The organism is Burkholderia sp. KCJ3K979 (genome assembly GCF_016759955.1).
GTDB classification, from domain to species: Bacteria; Pseudomonadota; Gammaproteobacteria; order Burkholderiales; family Burkholderiaceae; genus Burkholderia; species Burkholderia orbicola.
In genome coordinates, this window is the sequence record NZ_JACFYV010000110.1 from 1 (window position 1) to 21,210 (window position 21,210).

General features: G+C 67.1%; 21 protein-coding genes. 14 read left to right on the forward strand and 7 right to left on the reverse strand.

Annotation, left to right across the window (positions count from 1 at the left end):
* Positions 1–256: 256 nt before the first annotated feature.
* Entirely contained in the window at positions 257–1,033 is a 777-nt protein-coding gene (locus tag H3O04_RS21735; protein WP_006477030.1) for an enoyl-CoA hydratase, read from the reverse strand.
* A gap of 129 nt (positions 1,034–1,162) precedes the next feature.
* Here H3O04_RS21735 and paaN point away from each other — a divergent pair, with 129 nt between their 5' ends.
* The 5 genes from paaN to paaK all read left to right on the forward strand — a co-directional run bounded on the left by paaN (position 1,163) and on the right by paaK (position 6,787).
* Entirely contained in the window at positions 1,163–2,869 is a 1,707-nt protein-coding gene (paaN, locus tag H3O04_RS21740) for a phenylacetic acid degradation protein PaaN (RefSeq protein ID WP_006477031.1), read from the forward strand.
* 87 nt (positions 2,870–2,956) lie between these two features.
* The gene (gene pcaF, locus H3O04_RS21745) at positions 2,957–4,159 is read left to right on the forward strand and encodes a 3-oxoadipyl-CoA thiolase (RefSeq protein WP_124477701.1); all 1,203 of its coding nucleotides are present in this window, start codon (positions 2,957–2,959) and stop codon (positions 4,157–4,159) included.
* A gap of 45 nt (positions 4,160–4,204) precedes the next feature.
* Positions 4,205–4,996, forward strand: coding sequence for a 2-(1,2-epoxy-1,2-dihydrophenyl)acetyl-CoA isomerase PaaG (gene paaG / locus H3O04_RS21750; RefSeq protein ID WP_077178445.1), 792 nt, complete (start codon positions 4,205–4,207; stop codon positions 4,994–4,996).
* A gap of 1 nt (position 4,997) precedes the next feature.
* Entirely contained in the window at positions 4,998–5,450 is a 453-nt protein-coding gene (paaI, locus tag H3O04_RS21755) for a hydroxyphenylacetyl-CoA thioesterase PaaI (RefSeq protein WP_011546526.1), read from the forward strand.
* Positions 5,451–5,488: 38 nt separating this feature from the next.
* Positions 5,489–6,787 (forward strand): phenylacetate--CoA ligase PaaK, encoded by a 1,299-nt coding sequence (gene paaK / locus H3O04_RS21760; RefSeq protein WP_202588430.1) that lies wholly within the window; start codon positions 5,489–5,491, stop codon positions 6,785–6,787.
* Positions 6,788–7,073: 286 nt separating this feature from the next.
* Here paaK and mltA read toward each other — a convergent pair whose 3' ends face one another.
* A complete protein-coding gene (gene mltA, locus H3O04_RS21765) occupies positions 7,074–8,198 on the reverse strand; it encodes a murein transglycosylase A (protein WP_237666379.1) in 1,125 nt (374 codons plus the stop codon).
* A gap of 28 nt (positions 8,199–8,226) precedes the next feature.
* On the opposite strand from mltA, the gene H3O04_RS36220 reads away from it, so the two are divergent.
* On the forward strand, positions 8,227–8,370 hold the full coding sequence (locus H3O04_RS36220; RefSeq protein ID WP_006482075.1) for a hypothetical protein: 144 nt from the start codon (positions 8,227–8,229) through the stop codon (positions 8,368–8,370).
* 21 nt (positions 8,371–8,391) lie between these two features.
* Here H3O04_RS36220 and apaG read toward each other — a convergent pair whose 3' ends face one another.
* Complete coding sequence (gene apaG / locus H3O04_RS21770; protein ID WP_006477037.1) at positions 8,392–8,766, reverse strand: Co2+/Mg2+ efflux protein ApaG; 375 nt, start codon at positions 8,764–8,766, stop codon at positions 8,392–8,394.
* Between the two features lie 177 nt (positions 8,767–8,943).
* Between apaG and rpe the strand changes: the two genes are divergently transcribed.
* The 8 genes from rpe (at position 8,944) to H3O04_RS21810 (ending at position 16,291) form a co-directional block, all read left to right on the forward strand.
* Positions 8,944–9,630: a ribulose-phosphate 3-epimerase gene (gene rpe, locus H3O04_RS21775; RefSeq protein ID WP_006482066.1), complete on the forward strand. Its 687-nt coding sequence runs from the start codon at positions 8,944–8,946 to the stop codon at positions 9,628–9,630.
* A gap of 4 nt (positions 9,631–9,634) precedes the next feature.
* Entirely contained in the window at positions 9,635–10,399 is a 765-nt protein-coding gene (locus H3O04_RS21780) for a phosphoglycolate phosphatase (RefSeq protein WP_027809351.1), read from the forward strand.
* Between the two features lie 357 nt (positions 10,400–10,756).
* On the forward strand, positions 10,757–12,250 hold the full coding sequence (trpE, locus tag H3O04_RS21785; RefSeq protein WP_202588432.1) for an anthranilate synthase component I: 1,494 nt from the start codon (positions 10,757–10,759) through the stop codon (positions 12,248–12,250).
* A gap of 13 nt (positions 12,251–12,263) precedes the next feature.
* On the forward strand, positions 12,264–12,863 hold the full coding sequence (locus H3O04_RS21790; protein WP_006477041.1) for an aminodeoxychorismate/anthranilate synthase component II: 600 nt from the start codon (positions 12,264–12,266) through the stop codon (positions 12,861–12,863).
* Positions 12,864–12,876: 13 nt separating this feature from the next.
* Positions 12,877–13,908, forward strand: coding sequence for an anthranilate phosphoribosyltransferase (gene trpD, locus H3O04_RS21795; protein ID WP_006477042.1), 1,032 nt, complete (start codon positions 12,877–12,879; stop codon positions 13,906–13,908).
* A 28-nt stretch (positions 13,909–13,936) separates the two neighbouring features.
* On the forward strand, positions 13,937–14,722 hold the full coding sequence (trpC, locus tag H3O04_RS21800; protein ID WP_078040641.1) for an indole-3-glycerol phosphate synthase TrpC: 786 nt from the start codon (positions 13,937–13,939) through the stop codon (positions 14,720–14,722).
* Positions 14,722–15,348: a CYTH domain-containing protein gene (locus H3O04_RS21805; protein ID WP_011546533.1), complete on the forward strand. Its 627-nt coding sequence runs from the start codon at positions 14,722–14,724 to the stop codon at positions 15,346–15,348. The genes trpC and H3O04_RS21805 overlap by 1 nt, the downstream gene beginning before the upstream one ends.
* A gap of 13 nt (positions 15,349–15,361) precedes the next feature.
* Entirely contained in the window at positions 15,362–16,291 is a 930-nt protein-coding gene (locus tag H3O04_RS21810; RefSeq protein ID WP_202588433.1) for a uracil-DNA glycosylase, read from the forward strand.
* A 128-nt stretch (positions 16,292–16,419) separates the two neighbouring features.
* On the opposite strand, the gene H3O04_RS21815 is transcribed toward H3O04_RS21810, so the two are convergent.
* The 4 genes from H3O04_RS21815 to H3O04_RS21830 all read right to left on the reverse strand — a co-directional run bounded on the left by H3O04_RS21815 (position 16,420) and on the right by H3O04_RS21830 (position 21,067).
* Entirely contained in the window at positions 16,420–17,016 is a 597-nt protein-coding gene (locus H3O04_RS21815) for an FMN-dependent NADH-azoreductase (protein WP_027811988.1), read from the reverse strand.
* A gap of 148 nt (positions 17,017–17,164) precedes the next feature.
* Positions 17,165–18,964 carry a M61 family metallopeptidase gene (locus H3O04_RS21820; protein ID WP_202588434.1) on the reverse strand — a complete coding sequence of 600 codons (1,800 nt, stop codon included), beginning with the start codon at positions 18,962–18,964 and terminating at the stop codon, positions 17,165–17,167.
* A gap of 105 nt (positions 18,965–19,069) precedes the next feature.
* Positions 19,070–19,798 carry a DsbC family protein gene (locus tag H3O04_RS21825; RefSeq protein WP_006477048.1) on the reverse strand — a complete coding sequence of 243 codons (729 nt, stop codon included), beginning with the start codon at positions 19,796–19,798 and terminating at the stop codon, positions 19,070–19,072.
* Positions 19,799–19,888: 90 nt separating this feature from the next.
* On the reverse strand, positions 19,889–21,067 hold the full coding sequence (locus H3O04_RS21830; protein WP_027809355.1) for a UbiH/UbiF family hydroxylase: 1,179 nt from the start codon (positions 21,065–21,067) through the stop codon (positions 19,889–19,891).
* Between the last annotated feature and the right edge of the window lie 143 nt (positions 21,068–21,210).

The window sequence follows — 21,210 nt, forward strand, 5'->3', positions numbered from 1 at the left end:
CAACTTCCGTACCGCCGAGGCTCGCTACCGCCGAGGCTCAACAGCACTGCTTCCCTTCCTTCCGCGCCGCGTTTCCGTTGGCGCGAAAGAGGCGTGATTCTAAGCACCCGCCCCCGTCCACGCAAGCCCTTTGTGAAGAAAGTTTGAAAAAGCCTCCGTGCGCTGCCGCGCACGGAGGCTTTTGATGAACGGGTCAAGGCGATTACGCCGATAACCGATGCAGGCCAGCCATCGAACCCCGGCCGACGCCAGTCGATCAGCGGTGCTTGAACACCGGCTTCCGCTTCTCGACGAATGCCGCCATCCCTTCCTTCTGGTCTTCGGTTGCGAACAGCGAATGGAACAGCCGGCGCTCGAAGTGAACGCCTTCAGCCAGCGTCGTCTCGTACGCGCGGTTCACCGACTCCTTGACCATCATGACCGCCGGCAGCGAAAACTCGGCGATCGTCGTCGCGGCAGCAATCGCCTCCTCGAGCACCTTGTCGGCCGGCAGCACGCGCGAAACGAGCCCGGCACGCTCGGCCTCGGCGGCGTCCATGAAGCGCGCGGTCAGGCACATGTCCATCGCCTTCGCCTTCGATACCGCGCGCGGCAGACGCTGCGTACCGCCCGCACCCGGCATGACGCCCAGCTTGATTTCCGGCTGACCGAACTTGGCCGTGTCCGCCGCGAAGATGATGTCGCACATCATCGCGAGTTCGCAGCCGCCGCCCAGCGCAAAGCCCGAAACCGCGGCAATGATCGGTTTGCGGATCTCGCGGACCGTCTCCCAGTTGCGCGTGATGTAGTCGCCCCGATAAACATCCATATAGGAGTAGGTCGCCATCATGCCGATGTCCGCGCCGGCCGCGAATGCCTTCTCGCTCCCGGTCACGACGATCGCACCGATATCGTCGTCCGCATCGAATGCCTTCAGTGCCGCGCCCAATTCATCCATCAGCGCATCGTTCAGCGCATTCAGCGCCTTCGGACGGTTCAGCGTCACCAGACCGACACGCCCCCGGGTCTCCACCAGGATGTTCTCGTAAGCCATCTATTTCTCCTCGATCAATGAAATGAGAAACGCCTCGCACATGCGAATAGTTTGATGCTACCATTCTCCGACCAACCGGTCGGTTAATTAATCGATCCAATCCCTCTCAACGTTCATCAGGCCGCCGCCATGACCCACGCACTGTTCACGAAGCACGAAGACACGCTGAAACACGCACTCGCCGCCATCGAGAGCCGCGGGTACTGGAGCCCGTTCGCCGAAATGCCGAGCCCCAAAGTGTACGGGGAAAGCGCCAGCGCGGACGGTGAGGCCGCGTTCAAGTCACACCTCGACAAGACCTTCGTGCTCGACCAGCCTGCGACCGGTGAAACGGTCGGCGCCGAGCGCTCGCCGTACGGCATCGCGCTGGGCGTCCGGTACCCGAAATCGACGCCCGACGCACTGATCGCTGCCGCCGCCACCGCGCAGCGCACGTGGCGCGAAGCCGGCCCGAGCGCATGGGTCGGCGTCAGCCTCGAAATCCTCGCGCGCCTGAACCGTGCAAGCTTCGAAATTGCCTACAGCGTGATGCACACCACCGGGCAAGCCTTCATGATGGCGTTTCAGGCCGGCGGCCCGCACGCGCAGGACCGCGCCCTCGAGGCGGTCGCCTATGCGTGGGACGAACTGCGCCGCATCCCGGCCGACGCGCACTGGGAAAAGCCCCAAGGCAAGAACCCGCCGCTCGCGATGCACAAGCGCTACACGATCGTGCCGCGCGGCACAGGCCTCGTGCTCGGCTGCTGCACGTTCCCGACCTGGAACGGCTACCCGGGCCTGTTCGCCGACCTGGCAACCGGTAATACCGTAATCGTCAAACCGCACCCCGGCGCGATCCTGCCGCTCGCCATCACGGTGCGGATCGCCCGCGACGTGCTGCGCGAAGCCGGGTTCGATCCGAACGTCGTCACGCTCCTCGCGACCGAACCCAACGACGGCGCCCTCGTCCAGGACCTCGCGCTGCGCCCCGAGATCAAGCTGATCGACTTCACCGGCAGCACGCAGAACGGCACGTGGCTCGAACGCCATGCCCACCAGGCACAGGTCTACACCGAGAAAGCCGGCGTCAACCAGATCGTGATCGACTCGACAGACGACCTGAAGGCCGCCGCCAAGAACATCGCATTCTCGTTGGCGCTGTACTCCGGCCAGATGTGCACGGCACCGCAGAACATCTACGTGCCACGCGACGGCATCCGGACGACCGACGGCCATGCGAGCTTCGACGAAGTCGCGCAGGCGATCGCGGTTGCCGTGCAAAAACTCACCGGCGATCCAGCTCGCTCGGTCGAACTGATCGGCGCGATCCAGAACGAAGGCGTGACTGCGCGCATCGACAACGCGCGCAAGCTCGGCCGCGTACTCGCGGATAGCGTGACGCTCCAGCATCCCGCCTTCCCCGATGCACGCGTGCGTACGCCGCTCGTGCTGCAACTCGACGTGGCCGACCGCGAGAAATTCACGCAGGAGTGGTTCGGCCCGATCTCGTTCGTGATCGCGACCGACTCGACCGCGCAGTCGCTCGATCTCGCCGGTGAAATCGCCGCCGAGCATGGTGCGCTGACCCTCTCCGTCTACAGCACGGACGACGCAATCGTCGACGCCGCACACGACGCGGCAGTGCGTGGCGGCGTCGCGCTGTCGATCAACCTCACGGGCGGCGTATTCGTCAACCAGTCGGCCGCGTTCTCCGACTTCCACGGCACGGGCGCAAACCCGGCCGCCAACGCAGCGCTGGCCGACCCGGCATTCGTCGCCAACCGGTTCCGGGTGGTGCAAAGCCGCGTCCATGTTGCCCCGAAGGCGGCACCCGCGGAAGCTGGCCAGACGGCATAACCCGATTGGCCGACATGCAAACGCCACTACGTTCTCTACCATGAACGAATCCGCCACCCGGCGGGTTCGTCACTCACCGATACGCTCATGACAGACGCCTACATCTGCGATGCGATTCGCACCCCCATCGGCCGCTACGGCGGCGCCCTGAAAGATGTCCGTGCCGACGACCTCGGCGCGGTGCCGCTCAAGGCGCTGATCGAGCGCAATCGCGACGTCGACTGGGCGGCGATCGACGACGTGATCTACGGCTGCGCGAATCAGGCCGGCGAGGACAACCGCAACGTCGCGCGCATGTCGGCGCTGCTGGCGGGCCTGCCTACTGCCGTGCCGGGCACGACGCTGAACCGACTGTGCGGTTCCGGAATGGACGCGGTCGGCACGGCCGCGCGCGCGATCAAGGCAGGTGAAGCGCGCCTGATGATTGCAGGCGGCGTCGAGAGCATGACGCGCGCGCCGTTCGTGATGGGCAAGGCCGCAAGCGCGTTCGCGCGCCAGGCCGACATCTTCGACACGACGATCGGCTGGCGCTTCGTCAATCCGCTGATGAAGCAGCTGCACGGTGTCGATTCGATGCCGGAAACCGCCGAGAACGTCGCGGTCGACTACGACATCAGCCGCGCCGATCAGGACCTGTTCGCGCTGCGCAGCCAGCAGAAGGCCGCGCGGGCGCAGCAGGACGGCACGCTCGCTGAAGAAATCGTCGCGGTCACGATTCCGCAGAAGAAAGGCGATGCCATCGTCGTGTCGCGCGACGAACATCCGCGCGAAACGTCGCTCGAGGCGCTCGCGAAGCTGAAGGGCGTCGTGCGCCCGGACGGCTCGGTAACGGCCGGCAACGCGTCGGGCGTGAACGACGGCGCCTGCGCGCTGCTGCTCGCCAATGCGCAGGCGGCCGACCAGTATGGCCTGCGCCGCCGCGCGCGCGTCGTCGGCATGGCGACCGCCGGCGTCGAGCCGCGCGTGATGGGCATCGGCCCCGCGCCGGCCACGCAGAAACTGCTGCGCCAGCTCGACATGCGCATCGACCAGTTCGACGTGATCGAACTGAACGAGGCATTCGCGTCGCAAGGTCTCGCCGTGCTGCGCATGCTCGGCGTGGCCGACGACGATCCGCGCGTGAACCCGAATGGCGGTGCGATCGCTCTGGGCCACCCGCTCGGCGCATCGGGCGCGCGGCTCGTCACCACGGCACTCCATCAACTCGAGCGTACCGGCGGCCGCTTCGCGCTCTGTACGATGTGCATCGGCGTCGGCCAGGGCATCGCGATCGCGATCGAACGCGTGTAACCCACGCGCCGCCCGCCTATAACGAAGTCATGAAGGAGACACTGCATGTCCTATCAGGCGATCCAGCTGGATATCGATCAGGCCGCGGGCGTGGCCACGGTCACGCTCAACCGGCCCGACAAGCTGAACAGCTTCACGCGGGCGATGCATCGCGAACTGCAGTCGGCGCTCGATGAGGTCGAGGCGGCCGGCGCGCGCGCGCTGATCCTGACGGGTGCGGGGCGCGGCTTTTGCGCGGGTCAGGATCTGGCCGACCTCGACTTCACGCCGGGCGCGTCCACCGATCTCGGCACGCTGATCGACGAGCATTTCAATCCACTGATTCGCCGCCTGCAGCGCCTGCCGATTCCGGTGATCGCCGCCGTCAACGGCACGGCAGCCGGCGCCGGCGCGAATCTAGCACTGGCGTGCGATCTGGTGTTTGCCGCCCGCTCGAGCAGTTTCATCCAGGCCTTCGTCAAGATCGGACTCGTGCCCGATTCGGGCGGCACGTGGTTCCTGCCGCAACGCGTCGGTATGGCACGCGCGCTGGGGCTCGCGCTGACCGGCGACAAGCTCGGCGCCGAGCAGGCCGAACAGTGGGGCCTGATCTGGCGTGCGGTCGACGACGACGCGCTCGTCGCGACAACCCGCCAGCTTGCCACCCAGCTCGCACAGCAGCCGACGCTCGCCATCGCATCGATCAAGCAGTCGATGCGAGACAGCGTCACCAACACGCTCGATCAGCAGCTCGACGTGGAACGCGACCTGCAGCGCAAACTCGGCCAGTCGCACGACTATGCGGAAGGCGTGCAGGCTTTCATCGAGAAGCGCGCACCGCGCTTCGAGGGGCGTTGACATGACGAATGCCACCGCCACGCTCGACCCCGATTCGCTCGCCCGCGCCACCGCGCAGGCCATGTACGACGCCGACGCCTGCAGCCGTGCGTTCGGCATGGAAATCGCCGAAGTACGCGCAGGCTACGCCCGCCTTCAGATGCGCGTGCGGCCCGAATTCCTGAACGGACACCAGACCTGCCACGGCGGCATCATCTTCACGCTCGCCGATTCGACGTTCGCGTTCGCGTGCAACTCGTACAACCTGAATGCGGTCGCGGCCGGCTGCTCGATCGAATTCCTCCGCCCCGTGCACGGCGGCGACCTGCTGACGGCCGAGGCGATCGAGCAGGCGCGTGCGGGCCGCCACGGCATCTACGACATCCGCGTCACGAACCAGACAGGCGAGACGGTCGCGATGTTTCGCGGCAAATCCGCCCAGATCAAGGGCACGGTCATCCCGGAAGACCACTGACGTCGGCGGCCCGTCCATAACAAACACTGGAGACATGCATGACTACCCCGCTACCGCTTGAGCCGATCGAGACCGCCTCACGCGACGAGCTGACCGCGCTGCAGCTCGAACGCCTCAAGTGGTCGCTCCGGCATGCGTATGACCACTCGCCCGTCTATCGCCGCAAGTTCGACGAAGCGGGCGTGCATCCGGACGACCTGAAGTCGCTCGCCGACCTGTCGCGCTTCCCGTTCACGACCAAGGGCGACCTGCGCGACAACTATCCGTTCGGGATGTTCGCGGTGCCGCAGGACCAGATTTCGCGTATCCATGCGTCGTCCGGCACGACCGGCAAGCCGACGGTCGTCGGCTATACGGCCGCCGACATCGACACGTGGGCGAATCTCGTCGCACGTTCGATCCGCGCCGCCGGTGCGCGCCGCGGCGACAAGGTGCACGTCAGCTACGGTTACGGGTTGTTCACGGGCGGGCTCGGGGCGCACTACGGCGCCGAACGCGCGGGCCTCACCGTGATCCCGTTCGGCGGCGGCCAGACCGAGAAGCAGGTACAGCTGATCCAGGATTTCCGGCCCGACATCATCATGGTCACGCCGAGCTACATGCTGTCGATCGCCGACGAGATCGAGCGCCAGGGCCTCGATCCGGTGCGGAGTTCACTGCGCATCGGCATCTTCGGCGCGGAGCCGTGGACCAACGACATGCGCGTCGCGATCGAACAGCGGATGGGCATCGATGCGGTCGACATCTACGGGCTGTCCGAAGTGATGGGCCCGGGCGTGGCATCCGAATGCGTCGAGACCAAGGATGGCCCGACCATCTGGGAAGACCACTTCTATCCGGAAATCATCGACCCGGAAACCGGCGAAGTGCTGCCGGACGGCGAACTCGGCGAGCTCGTGTTCACGTCGCTGACGAAGGAAGCGCTGCCGATCATCCGCTACCGCACCCGTGACCTCACGCGCCTGCTGCCGGGCACCGCCCGGACGATGCGCCGAATGGAGAAGATCACCGGCCGGTCGGACGACATGATGATCGTGCGCGGCGTCAACGTGTTCCCGACGCAAATCGAGGAGCAGTTGCTCAAGCAGCGTGCACTCGCGCCGCACTATCAGATCGTGCTGACGAAGGAAGGCCCGCTGGACGTGCTGACGCTCAACGTCGAGCCCTGCCCGGAAACCGCGCCCGACACCGCGGCGATCCAGGCGGCGAAACAGGCGCTCGCGTACGACATCAAGTCGCTGATCGGCGTGACGGCCGTGATCAACGTGCTGCCGGTGAACGGCATCGAGCGATCGGTCGGCAAGGCGCGCCGCGTCATCGACAAGCGCAAGAGCTGAGGCCACCTCGCCGCGCAGGCGAGCGGCGCGAACTTCGCGCACTCGCCGCACGCACGCCGAGCAACGGCGAATCCGAGCCTGCAAATGAAACAGCCCGGTCGGCCAACGCCGATCGGGCTGCTCTACTCCAAGGCGTCGTTCGACGTGACACGCAGAGCATCACGCGAACTGAAATCAGACGGACACACCGGCGATCAGACCGGCACGCCCCGCGCACAATGAGATGTGCCATCCTGCCGCGTCTCGTCCACGAGCCCCCCTCCGGGCAACCCGCGCCGCCCCCAAATCACGAATTCGGGAACAGCAGCCACATCCGGCCGACCTGCTTCATCCGGCCGGCCTGGTCGCCCGCGTCGTCGCCAAGCCCCCAGAAATAGTCTGCCCGCACGCCGCCCTTGATCGCCGAGCCCGTATCCTGCGCGAACACGAGCCGGTTCATCGGCGTATTCGTCAGCGGACGCGTGGTCTGCAGGAACACCGGCGTGCCGAGCGGGATCGACGACGGATCGACCGCGATCGAGCGCTCAGGCGTCAGCGGCACGCCGAGCGCACCGATCGGACCGTCCGCGCCGCCGTGCGGCGCATCCTCCTTGGTCGGCATGTCGCGGAAGAACACGAAGCGCGGATTCGTATCGAGCAGTGCGTCGACGCGCGTCGGATTCGCCTTCGCCCAGGCCTTGATGCCCTGCATCGTCGCCTGCGCGGGCGTCAGCTCGCCGCGATCGAGCAGCCATTTGCCGATCGAACGGTACGGTTGATTGTTGGTGCCGCCGAAGCCGACCCGCATCACCGAACCGTCGTCGAGCAGCACGCGCCCCGAGCCCTGCACCTGCAGGAAGAACGCCTCGATCGGATCGTCTACCCACACGAGCTCGTTGCCGTTCAGGATGCCGGCGCGCTCGAGCTGCGCGCGCGCCGGCAGCGCAGCGCCCGCGCGATAGCCTGCCGGCCAGCGATAGAGCGCGTACTGATACGGGCCGCGACGCACGCGCGAACCGTGCAGCAGCGGCTCGTAATAGCCGGTCACGAGCCCGTCGAGCGTACCGTCGGTATTCGCGAGCTGGAACGGCGTGAAATACGTTTCGAAGAAGGTGCGAGCGCTGCTGACGTCGAGTTCGTCGAGCCGGTCGGCGGCCGCGCAAGCGCGCGCCCAGGCCGGCTGACGCGCAAGCCGCGCGCAATTTTGCCGCAGCGCGGCCGTCGCGCCGATCAGCGAATCGTCCTGCCAGCCCGGCACCTGCTGCCACGCGACCGGCGTGAGCCGCTTCGCGGCGACCTGCCCCGGCACGATCGCCGCGCCGGTCGGCGGCTTCAGCGCGGAAGTGCGCGTCGGCGCGCCGCCGCACGCCGCGAGCAGCGCCGCCGCAGCAGCAGCGGCCATCCACCCGGCCAGCCGGGGCCCAAACCACATACAATGTCCGTTCTTGATGGAAACCGCCATGTCAGATTTTCTCGACCAATATCCGATGCTCATCTTCGCGCTCGAAGCCTTCGTAGCGCTTGCCCTGCTGATCTTCATCGTCGTGTGGACGTCGTCGGGCAGAAAGAAGCAGGCCCGCCACAACGACCGCCAGCCGCGCTGACGCGCGCCGCACACTGCACGCTCAATGCAGCGTGCGCGGCATGTGCAGGGCGAACTCGTCGACCGGCGCCTCGAAACGCTCGCCGTCCTCCGCCACGCAGAAGTACGCACCGCGCATCGTGCCGACCGGCGTCGCGATCACGGCCCAGCTCGTGTATTCGAAATGCTCGCCCGGCTGCAGCAGCGGCTGGTGCCCGACGACACCGAGCCCCTTCACTTCCTGCACGTGGCTTTCGCTGTCCGTGATGATCCAGTGACGGGCGATCAGCTGCGCCGCGACCTGCCCGGTGTTGCGGATCGTCAGCGTGTACGCGAATGCGTATTGACGGTGATCGGGGTCGGATTGTTCCGGCAAGTAGCTGGTTTTCACCGAAACGGTGAACTGATACTGACTCATGGTGTGTCCGCTCTAGGTAACCGCGCGCGCCGACTCGAGCGGCCGGGCCGCGGGCGCGCCGCATTGGTTCGGCATTCTATGCGCAATCGGGCCGCAACCGCACGGCCTGCCGCCGCGCACCGGGTCGCCGGACGGTAGAATGACGGTTTTGCGCCGCAACGTCCCCGCTCCCCTGTCATGACTCAATTCCGCATCGCCCCCAGCATCCTGTCGGCCGACTTTGCACGGCTCGGCGAAGAAGTCCGCAACGTGGTCGCCGCCGGCGCCGACTGGATTCACTTCGACGTGATGGACAACCATTATGTGCCGAACCTGACGATCGGCCCGCTCGTCTGCGAGGCGATCCGCCCGCACGTGCAGGTGCCGATCGACGTGCACCTGATGGTGCGTCCGGTCGACCGGATCGTGCCCGATTTCGCGAAGGCCGGCGCGAACCTGATCAGCTTCCACCCGGAAGGCTCCGATCACATCGACCGCACGCTGTCGCTGATCCGCGACCACGGCTGCAAGGCCGGTCTCGTGTTCAATCCGGCCACGCCGCTGAACTACCTCGACCACGTGATGGATCGCCTCGACTTCGTGCTGCTGATGTCGGTGAACCCCGGCTTCGGCGGCCAGTCGTTCATTCCGGAGACGCTGAACAAGCTGCGCGAGGCGCGCGCCCGCATCGACGCGTACACCGAACGCACGGGCCGCGAGATCCTGCTCGAAGTCGACGGCGGCGTGAAGGCCGACAACATCGCGGAAATCGCGGCGGCCGGCGCGGACACGTTCGTCGCGGGTTCAGCGATCTTCGGCAAGCCCGACTACCGCAAGGTGATCGACGAGATGCGCGCGGCGCTCGCGACCGTCGAACGGAGCTGACGCCGTGGCCGACTCGTCGTTCGCCGGCCGCGCGCCGGCCGGGGCCGCCACGGACGCGGCCCCGATCCGCTTCGCCGCGCCGCGCATCGATGCGGCGCTGATCGACCTCGACGGCACGATGGTCGACACGGCCGACGATTTCACGGCCGGCCTGAACGGGATGCTCGCGCAGCTCGGCGCGCCGGCCACGTCGCGCGACGAAGTGATCGGCTACGTCGGCAAGGGCTCCGAACACCTGATCCAGAGCGTGCTGAAGCCGCGCTTCCCGGCCGACGAAGCGCACGCGCGCTTCGACGACGCACTCGCGATCTATCAGAGCGAATACGCGAAGATCAACGGCCGCCACACGCGTCTCTATCCGGACGTGGCAGCCGGGCTCGACGCGCTGCGCGCGGCCGGCATCCGGCTCGCGTGCGTGACGAACAAGCCGCACCGCTTCGCAGTCGAGCTGCTCGAGCAATACGGGCTGGCCGGCAGCTTCGGCATCGTGCTGGGCGGCGACAGCGTCGCGCGCAAGAAGCCCGACCCGCTGCCGATGCTGACGGCCTGCGACGCGCTGGGCGTCGCGCCGGACGCCGCGGTCGCGATCGGGGACTCGGAAAACGACGCGCTGGCCGGCCGCGCAGCCGGGATGGCGACGCTGACGGTGCCGTACGGCTACAACCACGGCAAAGCTATACAAACGATAAATTCGGATGGTATAGTCGATTCGTTGCTGGTCGCGGCTCGCGCAATTTCCGCGCACAACGCCGGCCGGCCAACCCTCTGATTATTTCTTCCATCCGCATGTTTCTGAATAAAAAACGGAGTCTGAGCAGCATCGACCGGGGAGCCTGGCCCTGGCGTCGCTGGTCGCGCTAACCTCTTCGATGAGGTACGCTGAAGCACGTCTTCAGCGCCGTTTTTTATCTCGCTGCGCATCCGCGCGCCGATCGTCGCACCACCTCGAGTTCCACCGTGTCCGAACGCTTGCGTTCAGGCTCGGCCGCAGGCTCGCGACGTTCACGCCCGGAGTGCCGGCCGGCAACAGGCACTTCTCGATCGACCGCCCTTTCGCCGACGGCCACCCGCGCAGCGTCAAGTGATCCCTGGCGCACGCGCCGCTCGTCCCGAACAGGACCGGAACATGACCGAACTCGAATTCCAATCGCTGGCGAACGAAGGCTACAACCGCATCCCGCTGATCGCGGAGGCCCTCGCCGATCTCGAAACGCCGCTGTCCCTCTACCTGAAGCTGGCCCAGCCCGAACGGGCGGGTGCCAACTCGTTCCTGCTCGAATCGGTGGTCGGCGGCGAGCGTTTCGGCCGCTACTCGTTCATCGGCCTGCCGGCCCGCACGCTCGTGCGCACCCGCAATGGCGTGTCGGAAGTGGTACGCGACGGCAAGGTCGTCGAGACGCACAACGGCGACCCGTTCCAGTTCATCGAATCGTTCCAGGCCCGCTTCAAGGTCGCGCAGCGCCCGGGCCTGCCGCGTTTCTGCGGCGGCCTCGCCGGCTACTTCGGCTACGACGCAGTACGCTACATCGAGAAGAAGCTCGCGAACACCGCGCCGCGCGACGATCTCGGCCTGCCCGACATCCAGCTGCTGCTGACCGAGGAAGTCGCGGTGATCGACAACCTCGCCGGCAAGCTCTACCTGATCATCTACGCGGACCCGGGCCAGCCCGAAGCGTATGCGAAGGCGAAACATCGCCTGCGCGAACTGAAGCAGCGCCTGCGCACGACCGTGCAGCCGCCCGTCACGTCGGCGAGCGTGCGCACCGAGACGTTCCGCGAATTCAAGAAGGACGACTATCTGGCCGCCGTGCGCCAGGCGAAGGAATACATCGCGGCCGGCGAGCTGATGCAGATCCAGGTCGGCCAGCGGCTCACGAAGCCGTACCGCGACAATCCGCTGTCGCTGTACCGCGCGCTGCGTTCGCTGAATCCGTCGCCGTACATGTATTACTACAACTTCGGCGATTTCCACGTGGTCGGCGCGTCGCCGGAAATCCTGGTGCGCCAGGAAAAGCGCGGCGAAGACCAGATCGTCACGATCCGGCCGCTCGCCGGCACGCGCCCGCGCGGCAACACGCCCGAGCGCGACGCGGAACTCGCGACCGAGCTGCTGAACGATCCGAAGGAGATTGCCGAGCACGTGATGCTGATCGACCTCGCGCGCAACGACGTCGGCCGCATCGCGGAAATCGGCTCGGTGCAGGTGACCGACAAGATGGTGATCGAGAAGTACTCGCACGTGCAGCACATCGTCAGCTCGGTCGAAGGCAAGCTGAAGCCCGGCATGACGAACTACGACGTGCTGCGCGCGACGTTCCCGGCGGGCACGCTGTCCGGCGCGCCGAAGGTGCGCGCGATGGAACTGATCGACGAGCTCGAGCCGGTCAAGCGCGGGCTGTACGGCGGTGCGGTCGGCTACCTGTCGTTCTCGGGCGAGATGGATCTCGCGATCGCGATCCGCACCGGCCTGATCCACAACGGCAACCTGTACGTGCAAGCGGCGGCCGGCGTCGTCGCGGATTCGGTGCCCGAATCCGAATGGCAAGAGACCGAGAACAAGGCGCGCGCGGTGCTGCGTGCGGCCGAACAGGTCCAGGACGGCCTCGATAGCGACTTCTGACCGGAGACTGACCATGCTGCTCATGATCGACAACTACGACTCGTTTACCTACAACCTGGTCCAGTACTTCGGCGAACTCGGCGAGGACGTGCGTACCTACCGCAACGACGAAATCACGCTCGACGACATCGCGCGCCTGAACCCCGACACCATCTGCCTGTCGCCCGGCCCGAGCAATCCGCAACACGCGGGCATCACGCTCGACGTGCTGCGCGAATTCGCGGGCAAAAAGCCGATCCTCGGCGTCTGCCTCGGCCACCAGGCGATCGGCGAAGCGTTCGGCGGTCGCGTCGTGCGCGCGAAGACCATCATGCACGGCAAGGTGAGCCGGATCGAAACCGATTGCCGCGGCGTGTTCGCCGACCTGCCGAAGCATTTCGACGTGACGCGCTACCACTCGCTCGCGATCGAGCGCGAATCGCTGCCCGACTGCCTCGAGGTGTCCGCGTGGACCGACGACGGCGAGATCATGGGCGTGCGCCACAAGACGCTGCCCGTCGAAGGCGTGCAGTTCCACCCGGAATCGATTCTCTCGGAGCATGGCCATGCGCTGCTCGAGAATTTCCTGAAGCAGCATCGCGCAGCGGCCCATGCCGCCGCACCGGCTGCCTGACGGGAGACGCACGATGACGATTACCCCGCAGGAAGCGCTGCAGCGCACGATCGAGCACCGCGAGATCTTCCACGACGAAATGCTGCACCTGATGCGGCTGATCATGCGCGGCGACCTGTCGCCCGTGATGGCGGCCGCGATCATCACCGGGCTGCGCGTGAAGAAGGAGACGATCGGCGAGATCGCCGCCGCCGCGACCGTGATGCGCGAATTCGCGAACCACGTCGAGGTGCAGGACAACTCGAACTTCGTCGACATCGTCGGCACCGGCGGCGACGGCTCGCACACGTTCAACATCTCGACCGCATCGATGTTCGTCACGGCGGCCGCGGGCGCGAAGGTCGCGAAGCACGGCAACCGCGGCGTATCGAGCAAGTCCGGCAGCGCCGACGTGCTCGAGGCGCTCGGCGTGAACATCGACCTGCAGTCGGAGCAAGTCGCCGCATCGATCGCCGAAACCGGTATGGGCTTCATGTTCGCGCCGAACCATCACCCGGCGATGAAGAACATCGCGGCCGTGCGCCGCGAGCTCGGCGTGCGCACGATCTTCAACATCCTCGGCCCGCTGACCAATCCGGCCGGCGCGCCGAACCAGTTGATGGGCGTGTTCCACCCCGACCTCGTCGGCATCCAGGTGCGCGTGATGCAGCGTCTCGGCGCGCAGCACGTACTGGTCGTGTACGGCAAGGACGGGATGGACGAGGTGTCGCTCGGCGCCGCGACGCTCGTCGGCGAATTGCGCGACGGCAAGGTGCACGAATACGAGATCCATCCGGAGGACTTCGGCCTGCAGATGGTGTCGAACCGCACGCTGAAGGTGGAAAATGCCGACGAATCGCGCACGATGCTGCTCGGCGCGCTGGACAACCAGCCGGGCGTCGCGCGCGAGATCGTCACGCTGAACGCGGGCACCGCGCTCTACGCGGCCAATATCGCCGAGTCGATCGCGGACGGCATCCAGCTCGCCCGCGAAGCGATCGCGAGCGGCAAGGCCCGCGCGAAGGTCGACGAACTCGTGCGCTTCACGCAGCAATTCAAGCGCTGACCCTCTTACGAATCCAGCAGGAACCCCTATGAGCGACATTCTCGACCGAATCATCGCCGTCAAGCGCGAAGAAATCGCGGCGGCCCTGCGCAGCACGCCGCTCGAGGCACTGAAACTGGAAGCCTCGGCGCGCGACCTGCGCGACTTCGTCGGCGCGCTACGCGCGAAGCACGCGGCCGGCAACGCCGCCGTGATCGCCGAAATCAAGAAGGCCAGCCCGTCGAAAGGCGTGCTGCGCGAGCACTTCGTGCCGGCCGACATCGCGCGCTCGTATGCGGCGCACGGTGCCGCGTGCCTGTCGGTGCTGACCGACGAGCAGTTCTTCCAGGGCGGCGTCCGCTACCTCGAGGAAGCGCGCGCGGCCTGCACGCTGCCGGTGCTGCGCAAGGACTTCATCGTCGACGCGTACCAGATCGTCGAAGCCCGCGCGATGGGCGCCGACGCGATCCTGCTGATCGCCGCCGCGCTCGACACGCCGCTGATGCAGGATCTCGAAGCGTATGCGCACTCGCTCGGCCTCGCGGTACTGGTCGAAGTGCACGACCGCAACGAGATGGAACAGGCGCTGACACTGAAGACGCCGCTCCTCGGCATCAACAACCGCAACCTGCGCACGTTCGAGACGTCGATCCAGACCACGCTCGACATGCTCGACATGATTCCGGCGGATCGCATCGTCGTGACCGAATCGGGCATCCTGTCGCGCACCGACGTCGACACGATGCGCGCGGCGAACGTGAACACGTTCCTCGTCGGCGAGGCGTTCATGCGCGCCGAGCAGCCGGGCGAGGAACTCGCACGGATGTTCTTCTGATGGCGATCGAACAGGAAATCAAGCTCGCGCTGCCGGCCGGCCAGGCCGACGCCGCGCGCCGCTTCTTCGAGACGCTGACCGGCGAACCCGGCCGTGCCATCACGCTCGCGAACGTCTATTACGACACGCCCGATCTCGCGCTGGCGCGCTCGAAGAGCGCGGTACGCGTGCGCCGCACGCCGGACGGCTGGCTGCAGACGTTCAAGACGGTCGGCAGCGCGGAAGGCGGCCTGCACAGCCGCCACGAATGGGAGCTGCCGGTCGCCGGCGACGCGCTCGAAATCGACGCGCTCGTCGCGGCCTGCGACGTGCCGGAAGCCGCCGCCGCGCTCAATGACGCGGCCGGCGCGCTGCACGCGCTGTTCCGCACGGATTTTTCGCGTACGCTATGGCGCATCGCAATCGGCGGCGCAACCGTCGAGGCCGCGGTGGACCTCGGCGAGATCGTCGTCCAGGCGGAACACGAAACGCGCCGCGAACCGATCAGCGAAATCGAACTCGAACTGATCGACGGCCCGGAAACGGCGCTCGCGACGCTCGCCGCCGAACTGCAGCAGGCGCTGCCGGGCCTCGTTCCCGAAAACATCAGCAAGGCGCAGCGCGGCTACCGGCTGCGCGCGCAATAAACACGCATCACGCATGGCAACCCGCAAGACTTCCCGCGCGCCGCAACAGGCGTCGCTGTTCGACGATCCCGTGCCGGAAACGGCGCCGGCCGATATTCCGTCCCCGGCTTCCGAGCCGCCTGCCGCTCGGCGCAAACCCGTGAAGAAAACCGCCGCAGCGGTGCCCGCGCCAGCCGCGACCCCGGCGCCGGCCGCCGCGGCCCCGCGGCCCGTTGCCGCCGACGTACCGCATCTCGCCGCGCAATTCGACGCGCTGCCGGCTGTCTGGCGCGACGTGCTGAAACCGTTCACCGACAGCGACGCGTACGCGCCGCTGTGCCGCTTCGTCGATGAAGAGCGTGCGGCCGGCAAGACGGTCTACCCGACCGACGTGTTCCGCGCGCTGCGCCTGACGCATCCCGACGACGTGAAGGTCGTGATCCTCGGCCAGGACCCGTACCACGGCGACGACCGCGGCACGCCGCAGGCGCACGGCCTCGCGTTCTCGGTGCCGCCGGCCGTGCGCACGCCGCCGTCGCTGCGCAACATCTTCAAGGAAATCGCCGCGAACTTCGGTCACGACACGCCGCGTCACGGCTGCCTCGACACGTGGGCACGCCAGGGCGTGCTGCTGCTCAACACCGTGCTGACGGTCGAGCGCGGCGCGGCCGCGAGCCACGCGAAACGCGGCTGGGAGCAATGCACGGACACGCTGATCCGCGAGCTCGCCGGCCGTCATCGCGGGCTCGTGTTCATGCTGTGGGGCGCGCACGCGCAGGCCAAGCGCGCGCTGTTCGACGCGAACGCGCATTGCGTGCTCGAGGCGCCGCATCCGTCGCCGCTGTCCGCGCACCGCGGCTTCCTCGGCTGCCGCCATTTCGCGCTCGCGAACGACTATCTGGCCGCTGCCGGCCGCGAACCGATCGACTGGCGCCTGCCGGACGTAGCCGAAACGCTCGCGTAACGGCCTCGGTTGCGGCGAGTTCGCCGGCCGAATGCAAAAACGCCGCGTCCCCGAAAGGACGCGGCGTTTTTTCATCGGGCGACGCAGCGGGTGCATCGCACCCGCATCGACCTGACGCGTTACGCGCGTTACGCGGCGGCGATCGCTTCGCGTGCGCTGGCCAGCGCGGCGCTCTGCGCGTCCGGGCCGAGGTTCAGGCCTTCCGCGTGGATGAAATTCACGTCGGTCAGGCCGATGAAGCCGAGGAACGAACGCAGGTACGGGGTCTGGCTGTCGTTCGGCGTACCCAGGTACTTGCCGCCGCGCGCCGTCACCACGTGAACCTTCTTGCCCTTGATCAGGCCTTCCGGACCGTTCTCGGTGTAGCGGAACGTGACGCCTGCGCGGGCGATCCAGTCGAAGTACGTCTTCAGTTGCGACGAGATGCCGAAGTTGTACATCGGTGCGCCGATCACGATGATGTCGGCCGCTTGCAGCTCGGCGATCAGTGCATCGCTCTTCGCGACGATCGCATTCTGTTCCGCGGTGCGCTTGTCGGCCGGCGTGAAGAATGCGCCGAGCACCGATTCGTCGAGGTGCGGCAGCGCATCGGCCAGCAGGTCGCGGACCACGACGTTCGCGCCGGGGTTCGATTGTTGCAGCTTTGCCGTCAGTTCATTGGCCAACAGCGTGGATTGCGCACCTTGCGAACGCGCGGCGGAATTGATTTGCAGAATGGTCGTCATGTCAGGCTCCGGGTGGGGTTGCGCTTCGGTAGCGCGAGTGACGCCATTGTGCGTGGCCGCATGACCGCGAAAAAGCGGGTTCAGGGCGACGGATTGTTGCAACAACAGAACAATCGCCGATCGTGCCCCGCTACCCGCTTTCGTACGATTACCCCTTCAGCCAGGCTTCGCGGGCCTTCGCGGCCGCAGCCGGCTTCGCGGCCGCCGTCAGCCGGTAGCGGGTGACTTCCGGGCCATCGAGCTTCAGTTTCGCGGTGCGCAGCTCGTCGCGGCGGAACGCGTGAATCTCGACCTTGTCGCCCGGCCGGTAGCGTGCGAGCAGCGCATCGAGGTTCGTGCCCGTCACGCGCAGCCCGTCGACCGCGATCAGCGTGTCGCCGGCCGACAAGCCCGCGCGATGCGCGGCGCCGCCTTCGTAAACCGCCGCCAACGTGCAGTCCGCGCCGCCGCGCAGGCGCGCGCCGATCGTCGGTTTCGCGGCCGCGCCGGTCGCGACGTCGGGGACCAGCGTCACGCCGAACGGCGCGAGCAGTTCGGCGAGCGGCAGGTCGCGCGTGCCGTGCACGGCATCGGCGAACAGGCGGCCGAGCGCGATGCCCGTCGCCTCCTCGATCAGCGCCTCGACTTCGTTTTCGTCCACGCCCGCCTGCTTGCCGCGATAGAAGTCGCGGCCGTAGCGTTGCCACAGCAGACGCATCACGTCGTCGAGCGACTTCCGGTTGCGCGTCTGCGCGCGGATCGCGAGATCGAACGCCAGCGCAACGAGCGAGCCCTTCGTGTAATAGCTGACGATCGCGTTGGTCGCGTTCTCGTCCTGGCGGTAGTACTTGATCCACGCGTCGAACGAACTTTCCGCGACGCTCTGCTTGAGCCGGCCCGAGCCGCGCAGCACGCCGCCGATCGTGCGGCCGAGGGCCGCGAAATAGTCGTCCTGCGACATCAGCCCGCTGCGCACCAGCATCAGGTCGTCGTAATACGACGTGAAACCCTCGAACAGCCACAGCAGCGACGTGTAGTTCTCGCGCGCGAGGTCGTACGGCACGAACGCCGCCGGCTTGATGCGCTTCACGTTCCACGTGTGGAAATACTCGTGGCTGCAGAGGCCGAGATACGTGCGATAGCCTTCCGTCGTTTCCGGTCGCCCCTTCACCGGCAGGTCGGTCCGGTTGCAGATCAGCGCGGTCGATGCGCGATGCTCGAGGCCACCGTAGCCGTCGCTGACCGCGAGCGTCATGAATACGTAGCGGTCCATCGGCGCCTTTTTCGACTTCGGCTCGAACAGCGCGATCTGCGCTTCGCACACGCGTTTCAGATCGGTACGCAGCCGCTCCAGGTCGAGTTGCGTCACGCGCCCGGCGATCACGATGTCGTGCGGCACGCCGTGCGCGTCGAACGTCGCGAGCGCGAATTCGCCGATCGTCACCGGATGGTCGGACAGCTCGTCATAGTTCGCCGCGCGATACGCGCCGAAACCGTAACGCCGGGTGCCGCCCGCTTCGGGCAGCGCGGTGCCGACACGCCACGTGCGGAACGCCGCGCCGGCCGGTTTCGCGATGTCGACTTCGCACGGCGCGTCCTCGCGACCGGCGACGCTCAGGAACACGGCCGTCGCGTTGAAGAAGCCGCCCGATTCGTCGAGATACGCGGAGCGCACCGACAGGTCCCACGCATACACGTCGTAGCGCAGCGTCAGCGCGCCGGTCACGGGCGCGGCCTGCCACGTGTGCTTGTCGGTCTTCGCGATGCGCACCTTGCGGCCCGCGTCGTTGAACGCGCGCAGCGTCACGATGTTGCGCGCGAATTCGCGTACGAGATAGCTGCCCGGAATCCATACCGGCAGCGAGAAACGCTGGCCTTCGGGATCGGGATCGGCAACCGTCACCGTCACTTCGAACAGGTGCGCGGCAAGATCTTTCGGGACAATCGAATAGCGGATCGGCTGGGTCATCGTGGCAATCGGTCGGTCGAATACGGCGGCGAAAACGAAGAGAGGCGCCGGCAGATCATGCGGGCGCCCCTCGCTGGCCGGGCGCTGCGCCCGGCGTGCAGTCGGTTACTTGCTCGAGGCGAGCGCCTGGTTGAGCTGGTCGGCCGATACCGCGCCCGGCAGGCGGCGACCGTCCGGCAAAAAGATCGTCGGCGTGCCCGTGACGTTCATCCCGCGGCCGAGCGCGAGGTTCTTGTCGAGCGCGGTGGTGTCGCAAGTACCGGCGCCGGACGGCGCGCGATGGTCGAGCATCCAGCTTTCCCACGTCTTCGCGCGGTCGGTCGCGCACCAGATCGCCTTCGACTTCGCGGTCGAATCCGGCGACAGCACCGGGTACAGGAACGTGTAGACGGTCACGTTGTCGACCGACTGCAGCGTCGTCTCGAGCTTCTTGCAGTACGGACAGTTCGGATCGGAGAACACCGCGATCTTGCGGGCGCCGTTGCCCTTGACGATCTTGATCGCATTCGCGAACGGCAGGCTCGCGAAGTCGATCTTGTTGATTTCGGACAGGCGGGCGTCGGTCAGGTTCTTGTGCGTCTTCGCGTCGACGAGATCGCCGAGCAGCACGTAGTCGCCCGCCGCGTCGCTATAGATGATCTGCGAGCCGAGGTTCACTTCGTAAAGGCCTGCGACCGGCGATTTCGACACGCTCTTGATCGGCGCGTCGTTGCCGAGACGGGCTTGCAGCGTGGCCTTCAGCTTGTCGGTGGTCTGGTCGGCCTGCGCGGTGCAGCCGAGCGTCGCCATCGTGACGGCCAGCGCCAGCGACGCGATGCGGATCGTTTTTTTCATTGAAATCTTCCTTCAGCTCAATCGGAGTGCACGGCACAGTGTACGCCGTAACGGAACCGACTCCGACCGGCGCGGCGGCGGAAGGTTCGCTCAGCCGAGCGCGGCCGACACGAGCCAGCGCTTCACGAGCGGCTGCGCGCCGACGAACGCCATGCCCGCATTGCGCACCGCCTTCGCGAGCGAGCCCGGCACCGCGAACAGCCGCTGCAGGCCGTCGGTCGCGACCATCAGCGCGCGGATGTCCTCGCGGCGCGAACGTTCGTAGCGGCGCAGCAGCACCGTATCGCCGAGATTGCGGAAGCTTTCCTTGCCCGCGATCGCGTCGGCGAGCGCGGCGACGTCGCGCAGCCCGAGGTTCATCCCCTGCCCCGCGAGCGGGTGGATCAGGTGCGCGGCATCGCCCACCAGCGCGACGCGCGGCGCGATCAGCTTGTCGACCGTCTGCAGCGCCAGCGGGAAGCCGGCGGCCGGCGTCACGCATTCGAGCGTGCCGACCTGGCCGTGCGACACGCGCTCGACCTCGGCCGCGAGCTGCGCCGGATCGAGTGCGAGCAGTGCGTCGGCATGCGCGGTGTGCGCGGACCACACGAGCGACACGTGGCCGTCCGGCAGCGGCAGCAGCGCGACGATCTCGCCTTCGTGGAACCACTGGTACGCGGTCTCGCGGTGCGGCAACGATGCCTTGAAGTTCGCGACGACGCCCGTTTGCCGGTAGTCGCGCCGCTCTACCCTGGCCCCCATTTGGGAGCGCACCCACGAATGCGCGCCGTCGGCGCCGACGACGAGATCGGCTTCGAGCACCTGGCCCGACGACAGCGTCAGCACGGCTGCGTCGTCGCGCACGTCGAAGCCCTGCGCACGCGCATCGAACCACGTCAGGTTCGGCTGGAACCGCAGCGCGGCGTCGAGCGACGCCTCGACCAGCGAGGATTCGGCGATCCAGGCGAGCTGCGGCACGGACGCCTGGTAGGCGGAGAAATGCAGTTCGGCATGCGCATCGCCATACACGCGCATGTCGTAGACCGGCGCGAGCCGGCCGTGGTCGAGCGCCTGCCAGACCCGCAGCCGCTCGAGCAACGCTTGCGAACTGGACGACAGCGCGTAGACGCGCGTGTCGAACGCGAGATCGGCGGGGCGCGGCGTGGCCGGCTGGGCAAGCAAGGCGGTCTTGTAGCCGGACTGGGTCAGCGCGAGCGCGGCCGTCTTGCCGACGAGCCCGCCGCCGACCACGGCGACGTCGAAGGAGTGGTGGGCAGTCATGGCGGGCATTATAGCCGCGGGGCCAAACCCTTACGCGGCCGGACTTTGCGGGAAATCAGCAGAATCGCGGGCCGGTGCGCCCGCGCGGCGGCTCGCCGCATCGGCCGTTCGGCGGCAAGCCCGGAATCCGGGGCGCCGGCACGGTACAATAG